Annotated in this window: 20 protein-coding genes; 3 read left to right on the top strand and 17 right to left on the bottom strand. The window is 45.0% G+C overall.

Going from position 1 to position 25,126, the window contains the following annotated elements:
- Positions 1–25: 25 nt before the first annotated feature.
- Entirely contained in the window at positions 26–1,273 is a 1,248-nt protein-coding gene (locus AK822_RS03630; protein ID WP_205628073.1) for an FAD-dependent monooxygenase, read from the bottom strand.
- Between the two features lie 693 nt (positions 1,274–1,966).
- On the opposite strand from AK822_RS03630, the gene AK822_RS03625 reads away from it, so the two are divergent.
- Positions 1,967–3,049 (top strand): PhoH family protein, encoded by a 1,083-nt coding sequence (locus AK822_RS03625; protein WP_060490582.1) that lies wholly within the window; start codon positions 1,967–1,969, stop codon positions 3,047–3,049.
- Positions 3,050–3,201: 152 nt separating this feature from the next.
- Positions 3,202–3,816, top strand: coding sequence for an rRNA maturation RNase YbeY (gene ybeY / locus AK822_RS03620; RefSeq protein ID WP_060490581.1), 615 nt, complete (start codon positions 3,202–3,204; stop codon positions 3,814–3,816).
- A gap of 16 nt (positions 3,817–3,832) precedes the next feature.
- Here the strand turns inward: ybeY and AK822_RS03615 are convergent, their stop codons facing one another.
- Together AK822_RS03615 and AK822_RS03610 are read right to left on the bottom strand one after the other, a co-directional pair.
- Positions 3,833–4,708: a mechanosensitive ion channel family protein gene (locus AK822_RS03615; RefSeq protein ID WP_045451667.1), complete on the bottom strand. Its 876-nt coding sequence runs from the start codon at positions 4,706–4,708 to the stop codon at positions 3,833–3,835.
- Positions 4,709–4,816: 108 nt separating this feature from the next.
- Positions 4,817–5,704 (bottom strand): energy transducer TonB, encoded by an 888-nt coding sequence (locus AK822_RS03610; protein ID WP_060490580.1) that lies wholly within the window; start codon positions 5,702–5,704, stop codon positions 4,817–4,819.
- Between the two features lie 518 nt (positions 5,705–6,222).
- Between AK822_RS03610 and AK822_RS03605 the strand changes: the two genes are divergently transcribed.
- A complete protein-coding gene (locus tag AK822_RS03605; protein ID WP_060490579.1) occupies positions 6,223–7,002 on the top strand; it encodes a hypothetical protein in 780 nt (259 codons plus the stop codon).
- A 140-nt stretch (positions 7,003–7,142) separates the two neighbouring features.
- On the opposite strand, the gene AK822_RS03600 is transcribed toward AK822_RS03605, so the two are convergent.
- The 14 genes from AK822_RS03600 to ndhC all read right to left on the bottom strand — a co-directional run bounded on the left by AK822_RS03600 (position 7,143) and on the right by ndhC (position 24,561).
- A complete protein-coding gene (locus AK822_RS03600) occupies positions 7,143–7,985 on the bottom strand; it encodes a ferredoxin--NADP reductase (RefSeq protein ID WP_060490578.1) in 843 nt (280 codons plus the stop codon).
- A gap of 167 nt (positions 7,986–8,152) precedes the next feature.
- A complete protein-coding gene (gene nuoN, locus AK822_RS03595) occupies positions 8,153–9,631 on the bottom strand; it encodes an NADH-quinone oxidoreductase subunit NuoN (protein WP_060490577.1) in 1,479 nt (492 codons plus the stop codon).
- A 3-nt stretch (positions 9,632–9,634) separates the two neighbouring features.
- Positions 9,635–11,260 (bottom strand): NADH-quinone oxidoreductase subunit M, encoded by a 1,626-nt coding sequence (gene nuoM, locus AK822_RS03590; protein WP_060490576.1) that lies wholly within the window; start codon positions 11,258–11,260, stop codon positions 9,635–9,637.
- Between the two features lies 1 nt (position 11,261).
- Positions 11,262–13,136, bottom strand: coding sequence for an NADH-quinone oxidoreductase subunit L (gene nuoL / locus AK822_RS03585; RefSeq protein ID WP_060490575.1), 1,875 nt, complete (start codon positions 13,134–13,136; stop codon positions 11,262–11,264).
- A 4-nt stretch (positions 13,137–13,140) separates the two neighbouring features.
- Positions 13,141–13,449, bottom strand: a complete 309-nt coding sequence (nuoK, locus tag AK822_RS03580; RefSeq protein ID WP_045445153.1) for an NADH-quinone oxidoreductase subunit NuoK — start codon at positions 13,447–13,449, stop codon at positions 13,141–13,143.
- A gap of 98 nt (positions 13,450–13,547) precedes the next feature.
- The gene (gene nuoJ, locus AK822_RS03575) at positions 13,548–14,294 is read right to left on the bottom strand and encodes an NADH-quinone oxidoreductase subunit J (protein WP_060490574.1); all 747 of its coding nucleotides are present in this window, start codon (positions 14,292–14,294) and stop codon (positions 13,548–13,550) included.
- Positions 14,291–14,839, bottom strand: a complete 549-nt coding sequence (nuoI, locus tag AK822_RS03570) for an NADH-quinone oxidoreductase subunit NuoI (protein WP_045444743.1) — start codon at positions 14,837–14,839, stop codon at positions 14,291–14,293. Before nuoI ends, nuoJ begins: the two co-directional genes overlap by 4 nt.
- A 68-nt stretch (positions 14,840–14,907) precedes the next feature.
- The gene (gene nuoH / locus AK822_RS03565) at positions 14,908–15,900 is read right to left on the bottom strand and encodes an NADH-quinone oxidoreductase subunit NuoH (RefSeq protein ID WP_205628072.1); all 993 of its coding nucleotides are present in this window, start codon (positions 15,898–15,900) and stop codon (positions 14,908–14,910) included.
- 52 nt (positions 15,901–15,952) lie between these two features.
- Positions 15,953–19,033, bottom strand: coding sequence for an NADH-quinone oxidoreductase subunit NuoG (nuoG, locus tag AK822_RS03560; RefSeq protein ID WP_060490572.1), 3,081 nt, complete (start codon positions 19,031–19,033; stop codon positions 15,953–15,955).
- Positions 19,034–19,043: 10 nt separating this feature from the next.
- Positions 19,044–20,468, bottom strand: a complete 1,425-nt coding sequence (gene nuoF, locus AK822_RS03555) for an NADH-quinone oxidoreductase subunit NuoF (protein WP_060490571.1) — start codon at positions 20,466–20,468, stop codon at positions 19,044–19,046.
- Positions 20,465–20,974 carry an NADH-quinone oxidoreductase subunit NuoE gene (gene nuoE / locus AK822_RS03550; protein WP_045444735.1) on the bottom strand — a complete coding sequence of 170 codons (510 nt, stop codon included), beginning with the start codon at positions 20,972–20,974 and terminating at the stop codon, positions 20,465–20,467. The genes nuoF and nuoE overlap by 4 nt, the downstream gene beginning before the upstream one ends.
- A 172-nt stretch (positions 20,975–21,146) precedes the next feature.
- Positions 21,147–22,922 (bottom strand): NADH-quinone oxidoreductase subunit C/D, encoded by a 1,776-nt coding sequence (gene nuoC / locus AK822_RS03545; protein WP_060490570.1) that lies wholly within the window; start codon positions 22,920–22,922, stop codon positions 21,147–21,149.
- A gap of 226 nt (positions 22,923–23,148) precedes the next feature.
- Positions 23,149–23,817: a NuoB/complex I 20 kDa subunit family protein gene (locus AK822_RS03540; protein WP_025653094.1), complete on the bottom strand. Its 669-nt coding sequence runs from the start codon at positions 23,815–23,817 to the stop codon at positions 23,149–23,151.
- Positions 23,818–23,937: 120 nt separating this feature from the next.
- A complete protein-coding gene (gene ndhC / locus AK822_RS03535; protein WP_055124534.1) occupies positions 23,938–24,561 on the bottom strand; it encodes an NADH-quinone oxidoreductase subunit A in 624 nt (207 codons plus the stop codon).
- Positions 24,562–25,126 lie beyond the last annotated feature (565 nt).

Below are 25,126 nucleotides of genomic sequence, written 5' to 3'. Positions count from 1 at the left end.
CGTTAATATACCGTGATATGGCAAACTAAGACTTTAACCCCATCGCGTAGTTAGCGACTAGTGGCTTAATATTTGGCAGTTTATCAAAGGCAACCAAGGCTACATTTCGCGCCAACTTGATGACTGGGTTAGGATGGGTAAAACCATGTACCACGGCATCACAGAACCGGATAACACGTTTTTGATCGCTTAGACGTGCTTTCTCATAGCGTTTTAACAGTTGCGTATCGCCGATGTCTTCGCCTTTTAGCACTTGCGCGCTCATCATTTGTGCCAGCACATGGGCATCGCGCATACAGAGGTTAAAACCTTGACCAGCGACAGGATGCAAAGTGTGGGCGGCATTACCCATGATGACACAGCGACCCTCTACTTGCTTGTCTGCCAGCACGCGTGTCAATGGATAAGCGCCGCGACGACCAGCAGCGACAAACGTGCCAGCGCGCTCACCGAAAGCTTGCTGTAGGGTCTGTAAAAAGTGTGCGTCATCCTCTAGATAATTGGTCTCTTCACCTTTTGGACAAACCCAAACCACCGAGCGTCTATAGCCTGTCTGATAGTCGTCATTTCCATCGCCGTCTGGATCGGTCAGTGGCAACACCGCCAGTGGCCCTGCTGGACTAAAACGCTCAATCGCCACATGTTCGTGTGGCTTGTCAGTTTCTACCACACCGACGATAGCGGTTTGCTGATAATCAAAAGTCGTCGTGCTAATATTTAATAATTGGCGTACCGTCGAATCGCGACCATCACAAGCGACCAACACGCTGGCCTGCAATTGCTGCTCATGCTCCTCTTCACCATAATAGTTAAAGCTGAGCGTCACCCCATCTGCTTGTTGGGTCACGGCGCTGACACTGGCATTATCGATCAAAGTGATTAATGGCTCTTGCTGCGCGGCTACTAAAAGCTTACGTCCGAGCCACGCATTTTCCATCACTTGTCCAAATGACTCGACCCGCTCTTCAGCTTTGTTTAATTGTGCACGCCCAAAGCTGCCTTGCTCACTAATTTGCACCGCATCGATACGACAAGCATGACTTTGCAACTCATCCCATAACCCAATTTCTTGATAGATCTGTACCGTACGACGTGACAGTGCTGTATTGCGGCTGTCTAAATAATGGCTGCGATTGCTGTCATCATTTGGACTGATGGTTGGGTAGCTATTTTTTTCTAATAAGGTGCTAGCAATACCGTGATGCGCTAGTAACAGTGCAAAGGACAATCCCACATGACCACCACCAGCGATGAGAACTTGCTGCTCAGTCATTGCCTTTGTATTTTCAAACGAGTTTTTAGCATTCGATAAATTTACATCAGTATTTTGCATTATTATTCCTAATTTTTATGTCTATTTTACGCTGTTGGGCGCACGCACTATAAGCGATGAATAATCGCTAGAATTCTTTTAATTTTTTAGGGAATACTGAACATTCACACATCGGCATAGCCTTAGTCGAATGCGTAATACGCCCTAACCTTCGTCAGCTTTCATCAGCCTTTATCATTTTATTCATATTTTAAACTCAGCGATAAAGCACTATGACATCACCCATAGATTACCACAAATCACTCATCATTCTGTGGCCTTAACAGTAGCCAAAACGTATAACTGAAACGCTTGATTTCGTCACGCTCCAAACGTTATTTGACATGCCGTAACCCGCTCAAAAGTAGACATAAAAATATCAAGGTCGAAAAGCGGTTGCAATCGTCGTACAAAAACAGTGGCATCTGTTCGACGTATGGCTTGAAATTTAAAATCTATCGACCATAATAAAGGCAAGACCGTTACTTATCATCACTCCTAAAACGAATAATAATTCTATTGTCATTTCTATCTCTATAACGTAAAGCCAAGACCATAACTACCGACCATTTTATTTCTTAAACCCGCAATGCCATCAAAACCAAATCATAACGTTGGGGTACATAATAAAAGGATAATCGCTTGACTGATTCCATGAGCCGCCGTATAAAGTTTGAATCATTGACACCAGCACAGCTCAAAACCGTACTTGGTGAATACAACAACCACATGAAATATATCCAACAACGCCTCGATATCAAAATCATGCAGCGTCAAGGTGACTTCTGTTTGAGTGGCGACATATCGAATGTCGAGCGCGGTGAACGTATTATTTATAAACTGGTAGATGAGGCACAGAATACCAAGGACATTAGTGCAGCGGAGCTACATCTTATTATCCAATCGAGCATTTCTCGTGATGAAGATATGGAAGCGGATGAGCAATTGGCAGATGACGAAGATAACTTAAGCCCAGCCAGCGACTTTACGCCTACTAGCCTGCGTACTCGAAATGGTAAAATTGTACCGCGCGGTGGCAATCAGCAGCGCTATGTTAAAGATATTTTATCCTCCGATGTGTCATTTGGTATTGGTCCTGCCGGTACAGGTAAGACTTATCTAGCTGTCGCTTGCGCTGTCGATATGCTTGAGCGTAACGAAATCGAGCGTATTTTACTGGTGCGTCCGGCGGTAGAAGCTGGTGAAAAACTGGGCTTTCTGCCAGGTGACTTGACGCAAAAAATCGATCCCTACTTGCGTCCATTATATGATGCGCTATATGAGATGATCGGCGTTGAAAAAGTGGGCAAGCTGATTGAAAAACAAGTCATCGAAATCGCACCCCTTGCCTATATGCGCGGTCGTACGTTAAACAACTCGTTTGTCATCTTAGATGAAGCGCAAAACACCACGCCTGAACAGATGAAAATGTTTTTGACCCGTTTGGGTTTCGGTTCACGAGCAGTAATTACAGGTGATATTACACAGGTCGATTTGCCACGTGGTCATAAGTCAGGCTTAGCGCAAGCAATGGAAATCTTAAGTGGTATTGAAGAAATTCATATCACCAAGTTTGATTCAAAAGATGTGGTACGTCATCAATTGGTACAGAAAATTGTAGAAGCCTACGATGTTTATGATGAAGAACAAGTAGCGTTAGAAGAAAAGCGTAAGTTTGAGCGCAGAAAAGAGCAAGAGCGTAAACAAGTTATTGCTAATGCTGCATCCAAGCTATAAACGGTCTAGCCTGCTACTTAATGTTATAAAAATGCAAAGCCGGATTACTGTCAGTAATCCGGCTTTTTACGACGAGAGCTTTTTAGATTTAGTCATAAGTTCTATCAGATGATAAAGCACACCATCTTACAATAAAGTAAAAGGATAATGGCATGAGCCAAGAGAAGGGTAACAACAGCTTTGACAACCATGATACAAATGAGCGTGCTGGCGATGATGCCAGTTTGGCAGCACTGGATATCAGTGCCACCAGTAGTATTGATGATGACATACTAGACACTTTTTATGATCGTAAGCACTTACAGTCTGTGATGATGGCAGCGTTGGATTATATCGATGGGCGCATTAAAGAAGGTCTAACGCTACCCTATTTTTTAGATATCGACCCTGAGCTGTGGCAAGAGAAATCTAAAGTATTAGACATATACATTACCGATGAAATTGAGGGTCAGGCATTAAATCTGGAAGCACGCGGTAAGGATTATGCGACCAATATTTTATCTTATCCAAGTGATCTGCCAGCCGCAATTATTGAGCTGATGCCAACGCTACCTCTCGGTGAGCTGGTCATCTGTCATGGTGTCATAGTACGTGAGGCTGCAGAGCAAGAAAAGACAACCGCACAGCACATTAGTCATTTACTGATACATGGGGTGCTGCACTTATTGGGTTTTGATCATGAGCTTGGACAAGCCGAGCAAGATGAGATGGAACGGTTTGAAATTAAGATTTTAGCAGGTCTCAGCCTTCCAAACCCTTATACTTAGTTCGAATTTTTAGCGACTAATCTTTGGTCATCGGTAGCTTTTGTGCTTGACTCATCTGATTAATCATCTGATCCAGTCCTTTGACATGGACATTACGCTGCGGGAATGGAATGTCGATTTTTTCATCATCTAAGGCGTATTTGAATTGCTCCAGCAAATCACACTGCATGGTCCACCAGTCAGCATTGGTTGTCCAAATATTGAGCGTCAAGTCTACTGAGTTATCACCCAAATTGGTGACGCGTACGATAGGTTCAGGGTCTGTAAAGGCCAACGGATTATTTTTTGCCAAATTCAACATCACGTTTTTGGCAGTTTTGATATCGGCATCATAGCCAATACCGACCGTGATATCGACACGGCGGTTGGGTAGCGCCGTATAGTTCGTCACGGCTGAAGTCGTAATATCACTATTTGGGATAATGATATCGTGATTGTTTATCGTCGTTAGGTGGGTATTGACCAAAGTGATTTCTGTTACGGTCCCTGTGTAGCTGCTGATTTGCACATAATCGCCGCGCACAAAGGGGCGAAACGTCACAATCATGATGCCAGCGGCAAAGTTAGACAACTGATCTTTTAGTGACAGACCAATGGCTACTGCGGCACCGCCCAATATAGCGACGACTGAGGTGGTCTGTACGCCAACCTTACTCAAGGCAGCTAATGCAACCACGACCAGTAACACTCCGTAGATTAAACGACCTAAAAAGTTCGCAACGGTGTCATCTAAGCGACTACGCAACATCATTTTGTGAGCAACGGTGACTGCCTTTTTGGCAAGCCAGCGACCTACGACGAATATTAATATCGCTAGCGCAACTTTAATGACCAAGCTTAATGCGTTACTGGTTAAGTTGGCAACATCTATTGTAAAACCTAAAAATTCCATACTGACTCTTTATTTTATAGCGGTGTGTGGTATTCGTTTGTTATAAATATTGGTATCTTATCTGTTTGCAGCGTAGCTAACGCTCATCATCTATATATTCAACACGCCCTAATAAGTAACATCCACTTTATCGCTGTAACGATAGGTACGTATCAAACGCAGCTCAACAATATCTTCCATGTCTTTGGTGAATTTACCAAAGGGTGCTGCTTGGCGCACCGACTGCTTTGCTGCTTCATCTAGTAATGTGGAGTTGGAGCTTTCAAGCAGACGTATGGCTTTAATATTACCATCACTACTGATGATGACCATAAGGCGCACTTCGCCCGTGATACCTTGAGCCCGTGCCTGCATGGGATAATGCAAATTCCCAATGCGTTCGACATGCTCACGGAAGGTATTAATATAATCAGCCGCGGCACCACGCGTCGTCGAGTTGCTATCGACCGTCACGACTTTTGATTTGGTTGCATAGACTTGCTGACGTTGAGACAGCTGTGTCTCTAAAGTAGCAATTTGTTTACGCAGACGCTCTTCTTGCGCCATCATATCATCTTGTGCTTGCTTGCTATCATTATCAGACTCCACGCTCGCTTGACGCCAGCTTAAGGTGGTACGCAGATAGCTTTCTTGATAATGCTGCTGGCGGACTTGACGCTGCAGGCTAATCACATCTTGCGTCTCACTTATTTGCTCAGCAGACAATGGGCTGATTTGGTCGTTCTCTTGTCTTAATTGCTCCTCCACTGTGCCGCCACCTTCTTGGGAGGCATTAGCAATAAAGTGAGCGTCTTCATTTGGCTGCATATTGTCGGTTAGCGCTTTTGCCACATCTTGCATCATTGCTGCAGGATCTTTGCCCATCGAAAAGCCAATACCAAAAATAATAATGGCGTGTACGGCCACAGCGATAACGATAGCCACTGGTAAACTAACATCCCGCTTAGGTGCTTGCGCGGAAAAATGATAGCTTTGTGAATCTTTGATATAGGCCACAATGGGTCTCAGCTTATGAATATGAGCTTATAAATACAAGACAGCAAGTAATAAGCGTTATGATAATGGGCAGGATTTATGCTGGCGCTATCATAACATGACATAGAATTCTGTCGCTAGCACAACCGTTGCCGACTTATTTTAATCCGCTCACACATTACTTATCTTCTTTGGTCAATTTATTGACGAGCGTAACCAGCAAAAATGATATAACACCAATACGGTTATGTCATCGCTAGACCGCATTTTGAACATATAAGCATTGCCAATTAAATGATTTGCGACAAAACCCATGTGTCCATTTTGAAGCCATCATATTTGTTATATACTGTTTTATAATTTTTGTGTCATTAGGGCGGGTTAAACAGGCGTGAATAGACAGGGCTGATTTAGCAAAAACGCATACAATGACCACTAGCCAGCTTTCATTAAAGAACAGTCTGTCTGTCATTTTTTAATCAGTCGCTCTTTATGCCATTGAGTCAGCTACCTCCCCTATAATTATAAGGATAATAAGTTTGAGTGATTTTGATAACAGGGATAATTCAGACAATTTTGATGAATTTTTTGAAAATATGGGCTATCGTTTCGACGAATCATTTAGCGATGGTTGGGAGCGCCTTACCCAATCAATCAAACAGATATATCATAGAACGACTGATAAATTCGAAGATGAGTTGTCGCTGCCAGTGGCACAGATTTATGTCAATGATGCGCTGCAGAAGTTCGTCACTGATAATGTAAAAGCCATCTTAGAGCTACGTGTTGAGATGCATGATGACTGGTTTCGCTTATACTGTACGGTCGATGCTGGTGGCATTTATGCAGAGGTGGCGAGTAATTTTAGTTTGATTCAGGTACAGCTCGATCGTAACGTCCAGCGATTTGTCTTTGGTCAACAGACTTATACTGATGTGCTAAATCTACGTTGTGAGTCGTTTATTAAGCGCCAAGGTATCAAACTGTTTATTTGGTTTTATCACACTATTCTGAAAAAAGACCCATTAGGCTTTATTCTCTCCTATATCAATATCGCCCGTGCAAAAGACGAGGTTATCTACCTTGACATCAATCGCTGGTTAAAAAAGAACAAAAAAATTATGAGCACTTTACATAAAGTTCAAGTCAACTATGGCGAGCTTGAAGAAGAGCAAATGATTTTGAAAACTCAAATCAATTATCGTGATTTATTGGCTGCCAGCAGTAACGAAGATATTATCGGCGATGATGATGAGCCTGAGCTGATGCAAGGCCCTATTAACCCAATAGATGATGCGACCGAACCGAGTCAAGTATAAATCCCTCAGTATAAAAAGACGTTTTTGACTTAGCAAAAAAGCGCTAACACTTAGAGACTATTGTTGTCTTTTAGCGTCAGCGCTTTTTTATCATGCAAATTTTCAATGGCTTCTAAAGCGTGCCGTCATCAATCATGCAACTACCAGTAATTTTCTACCGCAATATTGCCCTCGCCGCGACGATTCATCACCAAACCTAAAGTCTTGAGCGCTTCTTTGGTATCTTCCACCATGTCTGGATTGCCACATAACATGACGTGCGTGCTATCAACATCCAAGGCAATCCCTGCTCGCTCTTGCAGCGTACCATCTAGCAGCAGCTTGGGCAGACGCTCTGTCAGGGCGCCTTCGACAGGTTCACGGGTAACGATAGGAATAAAGATTAGTTTTGCAGGATTTTCAACCAAAGAACCAAAGTCTTCTTGCAAACTTTCAATCTTGTCGATATAGGCAAGCTCTTCTATCGAGCGCGCACTATAAGCCAAGATGATGTGCTCGTAATCTTCCCACGTCTGCAAATCTTGTAACATTGATAAAAATGGTGCCAATCCCGTTCCAGTCGCGAGCAACCACAAGTCTTTTGGTAAAGGCTTTTGATAACGTGCTAACGTCAAAAAACCAAACGGCATGGTATTAAGCAGCAGCTCATCGCCCACTTCTAAATGCTGCAACTGCGACGTAAATGCGCCATCAGGAATTACGATAGAGAAGAATTCTAGCACCTCATCAAAAGGTGAAGAAACGATGGAATAAGCCCGAAAGATGTCTTCGTTTAGTTTTTCATTCTGTTCTTGATTAGCAACTGCATTACCTGCTGCACACTGCTGTTTATAATATTTTAATTGACTGGGATTGACGCCCAAACGCACAAATTGACCCGCAGTAAACTTAAAGCTATCAGGACGGCTGACAGTGAAGCTAAATAGATTTTGCGTCCACGTGGTCTTACTAAGCACGGTTACTGTCTGAATATTATCACTCATAAGAATTATCGACTCACTTTTTAGTAATCATTATTTTTATCAAGACTTTGAACGACACAAAATAAAAGATGCGCCAAGCTTATCATAAAGCTGGCGCATCTTGGGTTTCTGACCGTAATAACAGATAAGCAGCGGTATCAGTATACCCCTACTTACCCTTTTGCTATTTACCAAATACGTGCCAGACTTGCCCATTCAATCATGCTGTTTGGCAAGATACCAAAGAAGATAATCATCGCGGTCACCGCAATAACCATGATCCCGCCAGTACGCATCGCCCATTGGCTAGAAACGTCAAACTCAATGAACTGTTTCGGACGTTTAAAGAGGGTGAGCATCACGCGCAAGTAATAGAATAAGCCGATCGCACTACCCAAGATAATCATCGCTGCCAAGAACCAATTAGTTCCTTGTACCGCTGCCAATATCGCAAATAGCTTGGTAATAAAGCCTGCCGTCAAAGGAATACCCGCCAATGACAACATCATAATAGTCATAACCGCAGTCAATACGGGACGACGCCAAAACAGCCCTTGATAATGGGTCAGCTCATCAGCCTCACCAGATAAACGATAAGGGCTCGACATCAAGGTCACAACACCAAAGGCACCGATAGAGGTTAATGCATAAACAGCCATATACATACTAGAGATACTATCCGCTGCCGCGCCGATACTGACGATGACAATCAACACATAACCCATATGGGCAATGGATGAATAACCCAATAGGCGTTTGAGGCTGGTTTGACGTACTGCTAATAAGTTACCGATCAAAATAGATAAAGTTGCCATGACCATTAACAGCATTTGCACCGATGGCAATGCCAATAAAGACGTATCAATTAAGAAACGAACCGCCAAGCCCATCATGGCTACTTTTGATACCGATGCTAAAAAGGTAGCGATTGGTGCTGGAGCGCCTTCGTAAACATCTGGTGTCCACATATGAAGCGGCGCAGCAGAGAGTTTGAAGGCGATACCGAACATCATCATCGCCGCACCAAGTATCAGAAGTGGCGACTCAAAAACATCACCTAATACCATACTGATTGGCTTAAAGGCGAGCGAGCCTACTTCGGCATAGATAAATGCCATACCCATGAGCAATGTCGCCGATGCCGTCGCTGATAGCACCAAGTATTTCAGCCCTGACTCGAGTGAGCGGTTGCGCATATAGGTATATGACAGCATGCCGTATAGCGGTATAGACAGCATCTCTAAGCTCATAAAGAATGACGCTAAATGCTGAGCACTGACCATCAGTAAAGCACCAATCGTCGATAGCAACATTAGCAAATATAGCTCTTCTTTATTATCCTTGAGGTTGGCTAAATACGCATAAGAGAGCGTACAACAAGCCAATGCACAGATAAAAATAATCACCATATTAAACTGAGCAAAGTTATCGATCACGAATAACTGCTCAGCATTAGGCACAAGAGTACCGCTATTTACCATACCTGTCATTTGCCCAATGAGGGTAAACAGACCAATATTTAAGCCGACGACCGTTATCGTACCAGTCACCATATGTGAGCGTTTAATTGCGATGGCAATCATGACCACCAATACCGTAATAACGACGGCAATGATTGGCGCATAAGGCAACAATCCCATCAAATCATTCATCGTAATATCATTCATGACTTAACGTGCCTCCATTGCATCAAGCAGTTGCGACGCATCTACTTGTGTGACTTGACTGTATATATAAGCGTTATTGATCCACTGCATTGCATGACTTGAAGTATCAAGGAACGGCTGTGGATATAGACCGAGCCAGACCAAACCTGCAGCGAGCATCAATAACAATGACAGCTCACGCTTGCCCAAATCTTTTAATGGACGCGTAGGCAAACCATGTGACTTGGTTTCTTGCATGGCGACTGCTTCGATGTTGTTTTTGCCAAATAGTGCACGGTGAATCAAAATAAGCGAGTATAGCCCTGCTAGTACCAGACTGAATGTTGCAAAGACCACAAATACTGGATACTGAGCAAAAGCACCAAATAAAATCATGAACTCGCCGATGAAGTTACCTGTCCCCGGAATACCGAGCAACGCGGCACAGAAGAACATCAGTATCGGTGCGTAGTAACGGAACTGACCCCACATACCACCCATCAAGGTTAGATCGCGCGTATGTAGACGCTCATATAACTGCCCTGCCATGATGAATAGCGCTGCTGAGCTTAAGCCATGTGCCAGCATCTGAATCATCAGACCTTGTAAGCTGAGTAAAGTTCCAGCATAAATTGCTAATACCACAAAGCCCATATGCGAGATACTGGTATAAGCCAGCAAACGCTTCATATCGGTCTGCATAAAGGCGAGCCATGCACCATAGAAGATACCAATCGTACCTAAGGTCATCGCAATCGGCGCAAAATCTTGTGATGCTGCTGGGAATAACGGCAACACGAAACGAATCAAACCATAAGCGGCGGTTTTAATCAAAACCCCTGCCAAATCCACCGAACCTGCCGTTGGTGCTTGTGCATGCGCATCTGGCAACCAACCGTGGAACGGGATAATAGGCAGCTTAACAGCAAAGCCAATAAAGAAGCACAGCATGATCGGATATTCCCAGCCGCCAAGTGACGTACCGAGCAAATCATTATAATTAAAGCTAACCACCCCTTTTTGAGCGTAGCTGATAATGACCAATATCAAAATGCCGACCAGCATAATAAGCCCAGACGCTTGAGTATAAATAAAGAACTTAGTCGCTGCGTATTCCTTGGTTTTGCCAACCACATCATGACCCCAAATAGCGATCAAGAAGTAGATAGGAACCAGCATCATCTCCCAAAAGAAGAAGAATAGGAACAGATCAATGGCTAAGAAAACACCAATGACGCCGCCCAAACTCCACAAAAGGTTGAGATGGAAAAAGCCGACTCGACGCTGAATCTCATTCCACGAACAAGCCACTGCAGCAATACCGAGCAATCCTGTCAACGCCACCATCATCAGTGACAAGCCATCCATCGCTAAATGGAAGCTAATACCAAAAGTCGGTATCCATGGCACACTAAATTCAGCGACCCAAGGCACAGCAGCGTCTGGCGCAATGACTTGTTTACTCATACCGCTAAAGTCGCCGTATTGCCACATCACTAGCGACAATACAAAGGTCAACGTCATACCGATTAGAGCAATCCATCGCGGCAGACGTTTATTAAAGCGCTCGACCAACCAACATAACAACCCGGCAATAAAGGGAATTGCAATTAATGCTGGTAGCATCCACGTTTGTTGTAACTCAATCATCTTATACCACCGTCATCATTACCAGCACTAGTAATACAGCCATGCCCAAGCCAAAGCTTGCAGCGTAACCTCGAAGTGACCCAGTTTGCGTCGCAGACAATACCTTATTACCAGCAGATGCCAGCTTAGGCAAGACGAGCCACGCTTTATCGATAGGGTCGGCTTTAAATAAGCGGCCGATGAACAAAAAGGGTTTTACAAAAATTACATCGTATAGCGCATCAAAACCTAGACCATGATAACACCAGTGATATAGCGCCCCACCAACACGTGAGTGCTTAAAGCGGGTGAGCATGCGACCTTTATCCACCACATATAATAGCGCCGCTAATATCAAGCCTGCTGCCATCGCACCCATGGCGATAAACTCAGCCGTATGCTTACCATGCGCTTGACCAGCGACTTCCAATAAATGCCCAACACTCTCTGGCAAGACGCCTTGTAATGGCGGGGTAATAAATGCGCCCACTGCCGTTGATAATACGAGCAACACACTAAGTGGCAGCCAATATGACACACCTGATAATTTGTGTGCATGGGTCTTTTCTTCACCAAAGAAAATAATCCAAATCATACGGAAAGTATAAAGCGCGGTTAAGAAAGCACCGAATACACCCATATAGAATAAAACCATGTGACCGGTTGCATAACTCTCCCAAAGAATCGCTTCTTTAGAGTAAAAACCGACCGTGACCCAAGGTATCGCCGCAAGGGCACCGCCACCGACGATATAGCACCAAAATACCAACGGTATCTTTTTACGTAGACCGCCCATCTTAAAGATGTTTTGCTCATGGTGTACCGCAAGGATAACCGCACCTGATGATAAGAATAACAGGGCTTTAAAGAAAGCATGGGTCATCAAATGGAAGATAGCGCCTTGCCACGCGCCAACGCCGAGTGCTAAAAACATATAGCCGATTTGGCTCATCGTTGAATAAGCAAGAATACGTTTGATGTCAGTTTGTGCCAGTGCACAGAATCCAGCAACGACCAACGTCAACGCCCCTACGCCGCCGACCCAATATAATAAAATACCAGGGGTCAGCTCAAACAATGGATGTAAGCGAGCGATTAAATAAACACCTGCCGTGACCATCGTTGCCGCGTGAATAAGCGCTGATACTGGCGTCGGACCTGCCATCGCATCAGCAAGCCATGTATGTAATGGCAGCTGCGCTGATTTACCCATCGCGCCGCCAACCAACATCATGGTGGTCAACATCATCGTTGGATTGTTGATATCAAACACTTCTGGCGCACGAGTAATAATTTCTTGAATATTAAGCGTACCGAATTCGCGGAATAACAAAAACAGACCGAAGGCTAAGAATACATCACCTACGCGCGTCACCGTAAAGGCTTTCATCGCTGCAAGACCATTGGCGCGGTCATGGTAATAAAAACCGATCAGTAAGTACGAACAGATACCAACGCCTTCCCAGCCAAGATAAAGCAAGAACAAGTTATCTGCCAAGACTAGCAATAACATGCTGGCGACGAACAAGTTCATATAGCTAAAGAAACGGGCAAAGCCAGTGTCACCTTTCATATACCAAGCGGCAAAGAGATGGATTAAAAAGCCAATCCCAGTGATGACACCCGTCATCGTCAGTGCCAAACCATCAAAACTCAGACCGAAACTTGGGGCAAAATCTCCGACTTGGAACCATGTCCACAGCGGAATCTCTATGACCGTTCCTGCTGGATTATTGGTCAAAAAAGTATAACTAACGATTAGCGTGCATAGTGCTGATAACAGCATACTACCGACACCGACAATCGCTGCCACCTGCTCTGTTAGCTTGTCGCGCATAAAGGCTAAAATCAAAAAGCCAACGAGCGGGAATATAAAGGTTAATGGTAATAAACTCATGACATCATCCTTTCATCTCATTGGCGCTATCGACATCGAGATGCCCACGCTGATGATAAAACCGCAATAATATTGCCAAACCAATGGCGGCCTCTGCTGCTGCCAAGGTCAAAATAAAGATAAACATAATCTGTCCATCTGGATCAACCCAACGACTGCCTGCCACCACAAATGCTAATGCTGTTGCATTCATCATGATCTCAAGGCTCATTAGCATAAATAGGAAGTTACGTCGTACCATGACGCCGCACAGACCAATGGCAAATAAGATACCTGCCAAAATCAGTCCATGACTCATGGGTATCATGCCCAGTACATTCTGCGCCTCAGCAACGGGCTGTACTAAGCCTGCTACCTCGTGGGCAAACGGCACGTTTGACACATCTTGTGCCACGCTCGCTGCTAGTACCATTAGTCTGACTCCTTGCGCGTGACTTTATTCACACCCAGCTGCGTACCTACATTCATACTTACATAGTCATGCGGGTCAACATCTTTATATTCGTAAGGTTCTGCCATTTTCGCCGCGTCAGCATCTATCGGCATGCCGTGATCATCGTAGTGTTTGATACTCGCAACATTAGCATTAGATCCTTGACTACCATTACTGTGGTTTGCATTAACAGTAACCTCATCAGCGATAGACTCTTTGCCCAGATGATAAGCGGCGACTAAGGCTGCCAATAGTAGCAATGCAGCCACTTCTATCAACATCACATATTTAGTAAATAGCACCGTACCGACTGCTTTGGCAGATATTGTCGAGCCACCAATCATTGCCGCTTCGTCATGACCCATACCAATCATCGCATACAGCACAACCGCGATAATAATCGTTAACCCTGTCGGTAGCGCCCAAGTACCAGCATCAAGCCAGCGCTCTTCACGCTCATCATTGCTCATACCTAAATTAAGCATCATGATGACAAAGACGAACAGCACCATAATGGCGCCGGCATAAACGACCACTTCAAGCGCACCAGCAAATGGCGCGCCTAGTACAAAAAATATCCCTGCGATTGCCAGTAACGACACAATCATCGATAAGATAGCATGCACTGGATTGGCTTGAGTCACGACGCGCAGACTGGCAAATATGGCCACTGCTGCAAGCGAATAAAACCCAGCCAGTTCAGGATGGTTCAAAATATTCATCATGGTAGCAAGCTCCTTAGATCAATCGGTGCAGCTTCGTTTTGTGCTGCGCCTTTTGGTTTGTCCGCTACCGCCATACCCGTCACACGATAATAGTTATAATCAGGATATTTACCCGGCCCTGAAATGAGCAAATGCTCTTTTTCATAGACCAAGTCTTGGCGCTTATATTCACCCAACTCAAAGTCAGGCGTCATTTGAATGGCTGTCGTTGGACACGCCTCTTCACACAATCCACAAAAAATACAGCGCGAAAAGTTAATTCGAAAAAACTCTGGATACCAACGACCGTCTTCACGTTCCGCTTTTTGTAAGGAGATACACCCTACCGGGCATGCCACCGCACACAAGTTACAAGCCACACAGCGCTCGTCTCCATCAGGGTCACGCGTTAGGACAATACGTCCACGAAAACGCGGCGGCACAGGTACTGGCACCTCAGGATAAAGGATGGTGTCACGTGGCCTAAGCGCATGACTATTGACCATCCACATGCTGCGGACAATGGTAAATAGTCCAATGACGGTCTTTTTTATGGTAGTAAACATGGGATTATTATCCTTATCAGCTTTACCCTAGTTCATCAATGATGGCTAGTGATGGCTACTAGTGATGATTACAACGTTGGGGAAAAGATCAAAATGACCGCAGCAGTAACCAACAGATTAATCAGCGTTACTGGCAGACAAACTTTCCAGCCAAAGTTCATCACTTGATCATAACGCGGACGCATGAGTGAGCCTCGAGCCAAAATAAACATGGTCATAAAGAACAGCGTTTTAATCATGAACCAAAAAGCTGGTGGAATAAATGGAATATCTAAATTAAAAGGTGCCAACCAACCGCCAAAAAACAAGCAAGTCATCAATGCAGAAATCAGGACAACGTTGACATATTCTCCGATAAAGAACATACCAAACTTCATGCCAGAATATTCAACATGATAGCCTTCAGCCAGCTCTTGCTCTGCTTCTGGCTGATCAAATGGATGTCTGTGCGTTACTGCCACGCCAGCTACCACAAATGTCAAAAAGCCAAAAAACTGCGGAATGATATACCAGCCGTCGATTTGCGCCTCAACAATGGCGCGCAAGTTAAATGAGCCGGTTAATGCCACTACACCCATCAGTGATAAGCCCAAGAAGACTTCATAACTGATCGTCTGTGCAGCAGAGCGCAAACCACCAAGTAACGAGAATTTGTTAGCAGAGGCCCAACCACCGAACATGACTGCATAGACGGCAATACCTGCCATCGAAAAGAAGAACAGAATACCGATATCCCAATCAGCCACACCAAGCGTTGGCGAGATAGGAATGATGGCAAATGAGGCCAATGCGGTAAACATTGCGACCGCAGGTGCCAACGTGAACATAAACTTATCGGTAAAGTTTGGCGTCCAATCTTCTTTAAAGAAGATTTTTAGCATATCAGCAACCAGCTGCAACGAACCAAAGGGTCCGACGCGGTTTGGACCGTAACGGTCCTGCCATAAAGCTAGCATGCGGCGCTCATAGACAATCATCATAGCGGCAACCATAACCACGACCAAGAAGATGACCAGTGATTGCCCGACCATAAATAAAATGGACCAAGCATCAAAGCTCATGCTACCAGCCAAGAAGCTTGGCACATCAGGGATAATACGGGTAACTTGCATATTACACCTCCTGTGTGGTGGTCGGTGCTGTGTTCATTTGCGCAGCATCGTTATTGTTCATCATATCGTTAGCCATGCTACCCAACATCGTCACTGGTGCATCCACTTTGCGAACCGACGCTGGCATTGATGGATGAATAATACTCACCTGACCAACTGGGTAACCAATACAGCCTTCTGCTAAATAACCGACAATCTGTACTGGCAAGGTGATTTGTTGCTTATCAATCTCAATCGCTAAGTAATCGCCATTAGCGATGTTCCAGTCCTTAGCATCATCCATCCCGATACGCCATGCAGCAACAGGCAGTTGCTCCGCAACCACTGGGCTACGTGACGCCATCATAGAGCTGGCATAGATATTATGGATAGGCACCAGTTTGGCTTGTCCTTGCTGCATATCCGTCGTCGTCGCAGACATAGCATCTGGTGCAACATATTGACGTGTTTCTAAACGTGCTAGCTGATCGAACATGCGCACACCTGGGTCGCCATTTTTTAGATGACCACCGACCTTGTCTTGGTATTTATTCCACGCTTGTGGTGAGTTCCAACCTGCCGCATTGGCAAAAGGAATCATCGAGCTTGGCGTTTCTTTACCACTATAACCTTCCATTGAAAAGGTCAAACCGGTGTCTAAATCTTTTGGCTGCATCGGCTCATGCACAGATATCGGTGCACGCATAGCGGTACGACCTGAATAACGGCGCGGCTGACGTGCAATCTTAAGACCCGTCATACGGTAATCGGCATCAGGAGCAGCATTTTTAATACCAGCAAGCTTAGGATGTGTAGCAATTAATGCATTGATGACGTCATCTAGCTGCGTCCAATCGACATCACGACCTTCGATGCTGCTATGCACGGCATGTAACCAGCGCCAGCCTTCTTTAATACTGCTCATTGGATGATAGTATTCGTTGTCGTAAACTTGGAAGAAGCGCTGTGCACGACCTTCAGCCGATATCAACGTACCGTCTGCTTCTGCAAAACTAGCCGCTGGCAATACAATATCGACACCTTTATGCCAATCAAGGAGCTGATGATCTAACGCAATGACGGTTTTGTCGGCTAATAGTTGAGTCAACTTACTGGCATCGATGGCATCTGTTAGCTGATTTTCGGCAACAATCACCACATCAAAATCAGTGGCCAGCAGCTCTTCTACTGATTGACCGCCAAGCATGCAAACACCCATGCTATTGGCATCGATAACTGTTAAGTAAATACCTGCTTGTGCCTGATATTTATTATTCACTTCTTTCAGCTCAAGTTTTTTAGCAGGAGCGCGTTCTACATTGTCTTGCGTTTCTGTATCAACACCGGTTTCAGGTTTGTTTGGCTTAGCAGATAGCTCTTTATCTTCTATTTGCGCTTGCTCATCACGAACTTGAGCATTATGCGTGTCCACTTGCTGCTGTTCAGTCGCTTTAATGGCTGAGCGTTTTTGGGTCAATGCTTGAGTAATCTGCGCCGCTGCTTCTATCAGTGCGGTAGACGACAAACTACTGCCCGAGATAACCAGTGGCTTATCCGCTTGAATCAAGTCATAAGCGATTTGCTTCGCTAATGCTTGCATACCGTCAGTCTCAGTACTGGCACTAGTACTAATAGCAGTATCGACATCTTGCTTAGCTGCTTGTAGGTCTGCGATTTCTGCGAAATCATCAGCGAAATTGGCAATTTCATCAGCGACTTTAAAGCCAAGTTTAGTGATGTCTTCAGGCGTTGCTACGACACTGACTTTACTGATGTCTTCTAGCTTAGTCTGTACCACGTCGATGACATAAACTGGGCTTAACGCATCTTGAGCAATACGTTTAACAGGCTCGGCAAGCCACGGCTGCGTTTGCAACGCCGCTGCCATTTTCAGGCCTTCATTTTTTGCCGCTTGGCGTACTGACAACGCGACACGTGATGAAGTTTGGGTGATATCTTCACCCAATACCAACACCGCATCATAACTTTCGATATCAGTCATGCTAGGGTTATAAATGCCATCAGTACTTAATACTTCGATGCATTTATTGACCAGTGCTTGCTGCTGATGATTGAGACCCGTTGAAAACTTATCAAAGCCAACGAGGTTTTTTAGCGCAAAGTTGGTCTCTAAACTGGCACGCGGTGAGCCAATGCCAATGACTTTTTTATCTTTGATACGTTTGATGGTCTCATCGAGTGCATAGTCAATATTGATTTTGACATGCTTATCGTTGATACGTTCAAGCGCTTGGGTTGGGCGATCGTCACGATTGACATAGCCATAACCGAAGCGGCCACGGTCACATAAGAAATAGCGGTTTACTTCACCGTTATAGCGGTTTTCAATACGGCGTAATTCACCATAACGCTCACCCGGTGAGATATTACAACCTGCTGAGCAACCATGACAGATGCTTGGCGCATACTGCATGTCCCATTTACGGTTATAACGCTCAGAGTGCGTTTTATCGGTAAAGACACCCGTTGGGCATACTTCCGTTAAGTTACCTGAGAATTCGCTTTCGAACTGGCCATCTTTATCACGACCAAAGTAGACGCGATTGTTTGAGCCGTAAACACCCAAATCTTCGCCGCCTGCGTAGTCTTTATAAAAACGGACACAGCGATAGCAAGCGATACAGCGGTTCATCTCATGCGCGATGAATGGGCCAAGCTCTTGGTTATGATGCGTGCGTTTGGTAAAGCGATAACGACGACGGCTATGACCTGACATATAGGTCATGTCTTGCAAATGGCAATGTCCGCCCTCTTCGCAAGTTGGACAGTCATGTGGATGGTTGGTCATCAGTAACTCAACCATCGACTTGCGGAATGCTTTGGATTCATCGTCAGTGACAGAGATATACATGTCATCGCCCGGAGCGACCATACATGACATCACAAGACGACCACGACCTGCTTCCATATCTTCTTTATTTTGAAACTGCTTGACCGCGCACTGACGGCACGAGCCTACTGAGCCAAGGGCTGGATGATAACAAAAATACGGCACATCAATGCCGAGTGATAAGCAGGCTTGTAGCAAGTTATCTGCGCTATCTACTTCGACAGTGGTTCCATCAATATGTATGACTGCCATGCCGCTCTCCTTATTTCACTTCTGGCTGTTGATTGGCTGCCGCATCAATGACATCGACACCAACCGCCTGCGCGATCTTTTGATCAAACTCTGGACGGAAATATTTAATCGCACTCATCAGTGGTTCCATCGCACCCGGCGCATGTGCACAGAATGTTTTACCAATCCATAAGTCACGCGTGAGGCCTTCTAGTTTTTCTACATCACCCACTTGCCCTTCACCATCATTAATAGCGGTAAGCAATTTGACACCCCAAGGCAGACCGTCACGGCATGGCGTACACCAACCACAAGATTCACGTTGGAAGAAAATCTCGAGATTACGAACGAGTGGCACCATATCTTGTGCTTCATCCACGACCATAATCAGACCAGTACCCATACGGCTACCTGCTTTTTGAATGGTGTCAAAATCCACCACCACATCTAAATGCTCAGTGGTTAAAAAGTCAGTAGAGGCACCGCCCGGCAGCCAAGCTTTTAATGTTTTGCCATCGATCATACCACCCGCTAAATCTTCAATGATTTCGCGTGCTGTATAACCAAACGGTAATTCCCACAGGCCTGGATCGTTAACTAAGCCTGAACAACCGAACAGTTTGGTACCCGGTGTCTGGCTCTTGCCTTTGATGTTAGATAATGACTGATACCATTCGACGCCATGGTTTAGAATGGCTGGCATGTTACACAAGGTTTCAACGTTATTGACTACCGTTGGACGACCCCATGCACCAGAAATTTGTGGGAATGGGGGTTTAGTACGTGGATTAGCACGGCGACCTTCCAAGCAATTAATCAGTGCCGTTTCTTCACCGCAAATATAGCGGCCAGCACCCGTATGCACGTGCAAGTTAAAGCTAAAGTCTGAGCCTAGAATGTTCTTGCCCATTAGATTATTGGCCAAGCATTCTTCGATAGCAGCGACCAAACGCTGGGCAGCTAAAATGTATTCACCACGGATAAAGATATACCCGTCCGTTGCACCAATCGCATGTGCGGTAATCAACATACCTTCAATCAGCTGAAACGGTAGACGCTCCATCAATAGACGATCTTTAAACGTGCCCGGTTCCATCTCATCGGCATTACAAATGAGATAACGTGGCAAGCCATCTGGTGGTGACATGAATGTCCATTTCAAACCAGCATTAAAGCCTGCACCGCCGCGACCCCTGACGTTGGCAGCTTTAATCATATTGCCAACTTCTTTAGGCGATTGACTCAAAGCTTGCTTTAAGCCATCAAAGCCTTTTAACGACTCATAGGTGGTCAAATCTAGTACGGCATCATGATGTGCTAGACGCCATGTTAACGGTTTTGTTTCGCTAGTCGCTGTTGCTTTATCACCATAAATTGGAATGCGCTGCTCATTAAGCTGGCTAGGTGCTTTGCCTTGGCTACGTTGAGCAATCTGCTCTGAAAGCGTTAATCTCATGCGTATAGCTCCAATAATTGCGTGACTTCTTCGGGCTGGACAGGGCCATAGGTGTCTTCGTCAATCAACACAGCAGGGCCTTTGTCACAGTTACCTAAGCAGCAAATTGGCAATAGCGTAAAACGACCATCAGCCGTCGTCTGACCATACTCAATACCCAGCTGCGATCTGATTTCAGCTGATAACGCTTCATAACCTGTCAAAAAACAAGCCACTGAATCACAAATAAGGATGACGTGGCGACCGACAGGCTGACGATAAATACGGTTAAAGAAAGTAGCAACCCCGTCCATATCTGACATCGGAATGTCTAGAATATTGGCAATGGCATTCACTTGTGCGTCATCGACCCAGCCGTTGCGCTTTTGCACGATTTTTAGCGCGTCTAGCGAAGCAGCACGTGCTTGCGGGTAATGGTGCATAAACTCATGAATAGCCGCAATTTCCTCGCTAGTGAGAATGCTTGCCACATCTACTTTTGGCATTTTGTCGGAAACAATTTTCATAGTCTTCTATCTGTCCTCACTCATCACGCTTTATCAGCTAATAGCGACAGTCTTATAAGTGTCGCTATATGGCAAGATATCAGCATTTTGGTGTGCCATTTGGCAATGATATATTGATAAACGTATTTCTTTAATAAAAATAATTTTCTGATCAAAGTATTAGACTAAAGTATTAGCGATCACAGTCAGCCATTACAATATCAATCGATGCCAAATACATAATGGCATCAGAGACGAGCGAGCCATTAATCACCGATGGCATCTGCTGCAAATGCGCAAATGTCGGCGTACGAATACGGGTACGATAGCTCATCGTCGCCTTATCCGAGGTGATGTAATAGCTGTTCAACCCTTTGGTCGCTTCTACAATCGTCGTACACTCGCCCGCTGGCATCACAGGACCCCAAGATACTGAGATAAAGTGATTAATCAAGGTTTCAATATCGTTTAAGGTACGGTCTTTTGGCGGTGGTACCGCTAGTGGATGATCGGCTTTATAAGGGCCTTGTGGCATGTTATCCATGCACTGGCGGATGATACGCAATGACTGACGCATCTCTTCGACTTTTACCATACAGCGATCATACGCATCACCGTTGTAACCCACTGGCACTTCAAAGTCGTAATTTTCATAACCCATATACGGACGTGCTTTACGGAGATCAAAGTCAACGCCTGTTGCTCGCAGACCAGCGCCCGTCACGCCCCAAGCAAGTGCTTGCTTAGCATTGTACTGAGCAACACCTTGGGTACGACCTTTGAGCACGCTATTTTGCAATGCCGCTTTGACATATTCGTCCAAGCGTTTTGGCATCCAATCTAAGAATTCGCGAACCAGACGCTGCCAGCCACGTGGTAGATCAGCAGCCGTACCGCCGATACGGAACCAAGCGGGATGCATACGATAACCAGTCACGGCTTCTATGACATCATAGGCTTTTTGGCGATCGGTAAACATATAGAATACCGGGGTCATGCCGCCCGCATCCTGAATAAACGTACCGACGAACAGTAAGTTATTGGTAATACGGAAAAACTCACTCATCATTACGCGGATAGTCTCAGCGCGCGGCGGAATGGTAATCCCTGCAAGCTTTTCGACCGACATGATGTACGGCAGCTCATTCATCACGCCACCGAGGTAATCGATACGGTCGGTATAAGGAATAAATGAATGCCAAGTTTGACGCTCAGCCATCTTCTCTGCGCCGCGATGGTGATAACCGATATCAGGGATACAATCGACGACTTCTTCACCATCAAGCTGTAGCACTAAACGGAATGCACCGTGAGCAGAGGGATGGTTAGGACCGATGTTCAAGAACATAAAGTCTTCATCACGACCTGAACGCTTCATGCCCCACTCTTCTGGGACAAAACGCAGGTTTTCTTGCTCATATTGTTGCTTGGCGGTATTCAAGAAATACGGGGTAAATTCAGTCGCGCGCGCATGATACTCTTTACGCAGCGGATGACCTTCCCAGTACTTTGGTAATAAGATACGCGTTAGATGCGGATGACCCGTAAAGACAATACCGAACATGTCCCACACTTCACGCTCGTACCAGTTGGCATTTGGCCAAATCTGCGTAGCGCTCGGTACATTGACATCGTCTTCACTCAGCGCGACTTTAATACGTACGTCACTATTACGCTCAAGCGACATCAAGTGATAAAACACCGTAAAATCGCTGTCAGGTAAACCTTGGCGATGCTGGCGCAGACGCTCATCTATCGCTGACAAGTCAAATAGCATGACGTATGGCTGGGGCAATTTACGTAGGAATAAGAGAACATCTAATAAGTCTGCACGCGCGACCCACACTGTTGGAATCTCATCCACAGTGTGCTGCACGACAAACTTACCGGCATACTTCTGCTCCAGCTCGGTGATAACCGCTGGAACAGGCTTAATATTAGGATCTATGTTTTCAACTACCGTGACCATGAATGATGTATTCCTTCATTAATCATCATTGAGCTATGTTGAGCCTAACCGAGCTATGTTAATCATAACTGAACTACGCTAAACATAAGCGAACTACGATGAATATATGCGTACTGAGCACTTTTACGGATTGTGTATGATTGAGCCAAACTAGAACATGATATAACTAAACAATTTATGCCTAATATGCTATTTATCACATGCAGTTTGGCTACAGGCTCGCTGATTAGATACTGTCTGGGCTACGCAAGTTTTTCACAGCGATACGATCTGCTTGCTTACGGTCACGCTCAGGCGTCATTTGTGGCTGATAGATACCCTGATCATTGACATGAATACCTAGCGGGCGACGCTCTTTAGTAATCGACTCTTGCAGCAACATCAAGCCTTGGATCAACGCTTCTGGACGCGGCGGACAACCGGGCACATAGACATCAACAGGGATAATTTTGTCCACGCCTTGCACGACCGAATAGATATCATACATACCACCCGAGTTAGCACAGGCACCCATCGAGATAACCCATTTTGGCTCAAGCATTTGCTCATAAAGGCGCTGAATAACCGGTGCCATTTTGACAAAACAAGTACCAGCAACGATCATCACGTCTGCCTGACGGGGCGACGCGCGAATAACTTCGGCACCAAAGCGTGACAAATCATGAACGGCGGTTAGGGTGGTGGCATATTCGACATAACAGCAAGAGGTACCAAAGTTAAATGGCCAAAGTGAGTGCTTGCGCCCCCAGTTTGCTGTTGAATGGACAAGGTCTTCGAGACGACCCATAAAGACGTTTTTATTCACTTCGTCTTCGATTGGATCATTGACCGTTTGACTGGTCTGTGCAGGATAGACATCTGCATCAGGGTTGGCTTTTGTTAATGTGTATTTCATAACATACAACCTTTATATTAGGCGAAGCGCAGCAATCATCTTGCTTCCGCTATCGCCTTAACTTCTATTATTAATAAGCGACCATTTTGCAGTAATGTGCCACAAGACCGTCAAAAGCGATTAGCGTTTGACTTTGTCTTGTTGCGCAGATGTGGCAAAATCCATGGAAGTCACATTACCAGTAGTATTAATATGATCGATATTTTGCAAGTGACGACGGTTGGTCTCGATATTGTTCGAGACATTAATCTGCCCTGAAGACTGGGCTGGTATCTTGCCAGTTGGATCGACCATCAGCTCATCGACGCCATCAAACTGCGTAATATCTGCCAAATTAAAACCTGCCGGAGCTGCATATAGACGTGGTTGCTTGCGGCGCTTGTCCGATGGTGCCCAATTCATCGCACCCAGACTGAGCTCGTATACCAAGCCTATGATCAAGATGGTAATGAATATCGCGGCTGCGGCAAAGCCCAGCCAGCCTGCTTCACGTACTGAAACGGCATAAGCGTATAAATATAGCGCTTCTAAATCAAAGATAACGAAGAAGATTGCCACCAAATAGAATTTGGCAGACAAACGAATACGGGCGTTGCCAGCTCCGACAACACCCGCTTCAAATACTTCTTCTTTTTGTGAGCCCTGAGAGCGACCGCCAAGCAAACGCGGCACAACCAGCATAAAGACCACTAGCCCAATGGCGGCTAAGATAAAAGCAATGGCTGACCAATTAAAAGCAGACATGATAATACGTGCTCCTCACCCAATCGAGTGTCAAGCGCAGCGCACATACTCACAAACTATAGAGTGGTAATGGCGACTGGCATAACGCAGACGAAAACACAAAGTAACTCCCATTGGGTCTTAATAACTCAATGGCTCATATAGATACTGTGCTGGTAATAACCAATTATCAAGCTTATTGACGACGATGTCAGACATGACCAACTATAGATACTCCGATATATAACGGAGAAAGGCTGGTCGCCTAACGCATCTTCTAACAACGTAAGATCAACGTATTAAATCAATATCATATTCGATAGTTTATTTAATTGATTTAATAGCTCATTACACGTGGTCAACAATGACGAGACAACTGGCATAAATTATTTACGTACTATACGCATATCAGTGTCTAAAAGCTAGTTTTTAACTGTATTGAACGGTCACTTTATAGGTGAAAGAAACATGTTTTTTTTGCCATGAATTATGATATAGACGTTACCTTATATTAAGCCCAAATCCACATTTTTGAATGGACGCTAGTATATATAGTATAAGTCACGAAAAATTAACGCTTTTTTAC

Source organism: Psychrobacter sp. P11F6 (genome assembly GCF_001435295.1).
Taxonomy (GTDB): domain Bacteria; phylum Pseudomonadota; class Gammaproteobacteria; order Pseudomonadales; family Moraxellaceae; genus Psychrobacter.
This window is presented reverse-complemented; position numbering and strand designations above follow the sequence as displayed.

What these genes read in the sequence shown, in the direction of transcription:
- AK822_RS03630 (WP_205628073.1), bottom strand. Translation starts at nt 1,273, where the DNA reads ATGACTGAGCAGCAAGTTCTCATCGCTGGTGGTGGTCATGTGGGATTG.
- AK822_RS03625 (WP_060490582.1), top strand. Translation starts at nt 1,967, where the DNA reads ATGAGCCGCCGTATAAAGTTTGAATCATTGACACCAGCACAGCTCAAA.
- ybeY (WP_060490581.1), top strand. Translation starts at nt 3,202, where the DNA reads ATGAGCCAAGAGAAGGGTAACAACAGCTTTGACAACCATGATACAAAT.
- AK822_RS03615 (WP_045451667.1), bottom strand. Translation starts at nt 4,708, where the DNA reads ATGGAATTTTTAGGTTTTACAATAGATGTTGCCAACTTAACCAGTAAC.
- AK822_RS03600 (WP_060490578.1), bottom strand. Translation starts at nt 7,985, where the DNA reads ATGAGTGATAATATTCAGACAGTAACCGTGCTTAGTAAGACCACGTGG.
- nuoN (WP_060490577.1), bottom strand. Translation starts at nt 9,631, where the DNA reads ATGAATGATATTACGATGAATGATTTGATGGGATTGTTGCCTTATGCG.
- nuoM (WP_060490576.1), bottom strand. Translation starts at nt 11,260, where the DNA reads ATGATTGAGTTACAACAAACGTGGATGCTACCAGCATTAATTGCAATT.
- nuoL (WP_060490575.1), bottom strand. Translation starts at nt 13,136, where the DNA reads ATGAGTTTATTACCATTAACCTTTATATTCCCGCTCGTTGGCTTTTTG.
- nuoJ (WP_060490574.1), bottom strand. Translation starts at nt 14,294, where the DNA reads ATGATGAATATTTTGAACCATCCTGAACTGGCTGGGTTTTATTCGCTT.
- nuoI (WP_045444743.1), bottom strand. Translation starts at nt 14,839, where the DNA reads ATGTTTACTACCATAAAAAAGACCGTCATTGGACTATTTACCATTGTC.
- nuoH (WP_205628072.1), bottom strand. Translation starts at nt 15,900, where the DNA reads ATGAGCTTTGATGCTTGGTCCATTTTATTTATGGTCGGGCAATCACTG.
- nuoG (WP_060490572.1), bottom strand. Translation starts at nt 19,033, where the DNA reads ATGGCAGTCATACATATTGATGGAACCACTGTCGAAGTAGATAGCGCA.
- nuoF (WP_060490571.1), bottom strand. Translation starts at nt 20,468, where the DNA reads ATGAGATTAACGCTTTCAGAGCAGATTGCTCAACGTAGCCAAGGCAAA.
- nuoE (WP_045444735.1), bottom strand. Translation starts at nt 20,974, where the DNA reads ATGAAAATTGTTTCCGACAAAATGCCAAAAGTAGATGTGGCAAGCATT.
- nuoC (WP_060490570.1), bottom strand. Translation starts at nt 22,922, where the DNA reads ATGGTCACGGTAGTTGAAAACATAGATCCTAATATTAAGCCTGTTCCA.
- AK822_RS03540 (WP_025653094.1), bottom strand. Translation starts at nt 23,817, where the DNA reads ATGAAATACACATTAACAAAAGCCAACCCTGATGCAGATGTCTATCCT.
- ndhC (WP_055124534.1), bottom strand. Translation starts at nt 24,561, where the DNA reads ATGTCTGCTTTTAATTGGTCAGCCATTGCTTTTATCTTAGCCGCCATT.